Source organism: Corallococcus exercitus (assembly GCF_003611585.1).
Classification (GTDB): Bacteria; Myxococcota; Myxococcia; order Myxococcales; family Myxococcaceae; genus Corallococcus; species Corallococcus exercitus.
This window is the reverse complement of sequence record NZ_RAVW01000864.1, coordinates 1-580: the sequence shown is the minus strand read 5'-3', so window position 1 is coordinate 580 and position 580 is coordinate 1. Positions and strand designations below refer to the sequence as shown.

Here is a 580-nt window from a genome sequence, read left to right as displayed (position 1 = left end):
AAGAGACAGGGCGTGGGGGGATTGCTCAATGCGGGAGGACTGCTGGCGTTCCAGCTGCGAGCCCAGGGATTCGAGCCAGCAACCCACGCCGGTCTGTTCCTCCTGATGGGGCTCCAGGAACTGGGCTACGTAATCCTGAGCGCCGCGTACCTGGCCGGCTTCGCGCTGCTCTTCCAGCGGGAGCGCTGGCGCCGGGCGCTGGCCGTGTTGTCCCCCGTGGGCCGCATGGCGCTGACGAACTACCTGATGCAGACGGTCTTGAGCCTGTGCCTCTACAACGGCTGGGGTCTGGGGCTCATCGGCCGCGTGCCGCCGTCACAGTGTGTCGTCATCGCGCTGGGCCTGTTCGCGGTACAGGTGCTGCTCAGCCACGCCTGGCTGAGACACTTCCGCTTCGGTCCGGCCGAGTGGCTCTGGCGTTCACTTACCTACGGGCGTCTTCAGTCCCTGCGCTGAATCACTACTTGGGAGGATTGTTCCCCCGGCCACCGCCAGACGGCTGCCCGGTCGTGCTGGGGCCATTGGGAGGACGGGGCGTGGCACTTCCGCCTCCACCCTTGCCACCGCCTCCTCCCTTGGC

The 580-nt window shown here is 67.2% G+C and carries 1 protein-coding gene; it reads left to right on the top strand.

What is annotated here, in order from left to right; all coding sequences use genetic code 11:
- The coding region (locus D7W79_RS42585; RefSeq protein WP_147442382.1) for a DUF418 domain-containing protein at nt 1–456 on the top strand (456 nt) is incomplete at its 5' end.
- Nucleotides 457–580: the final 124 nt, after the last annotated feature.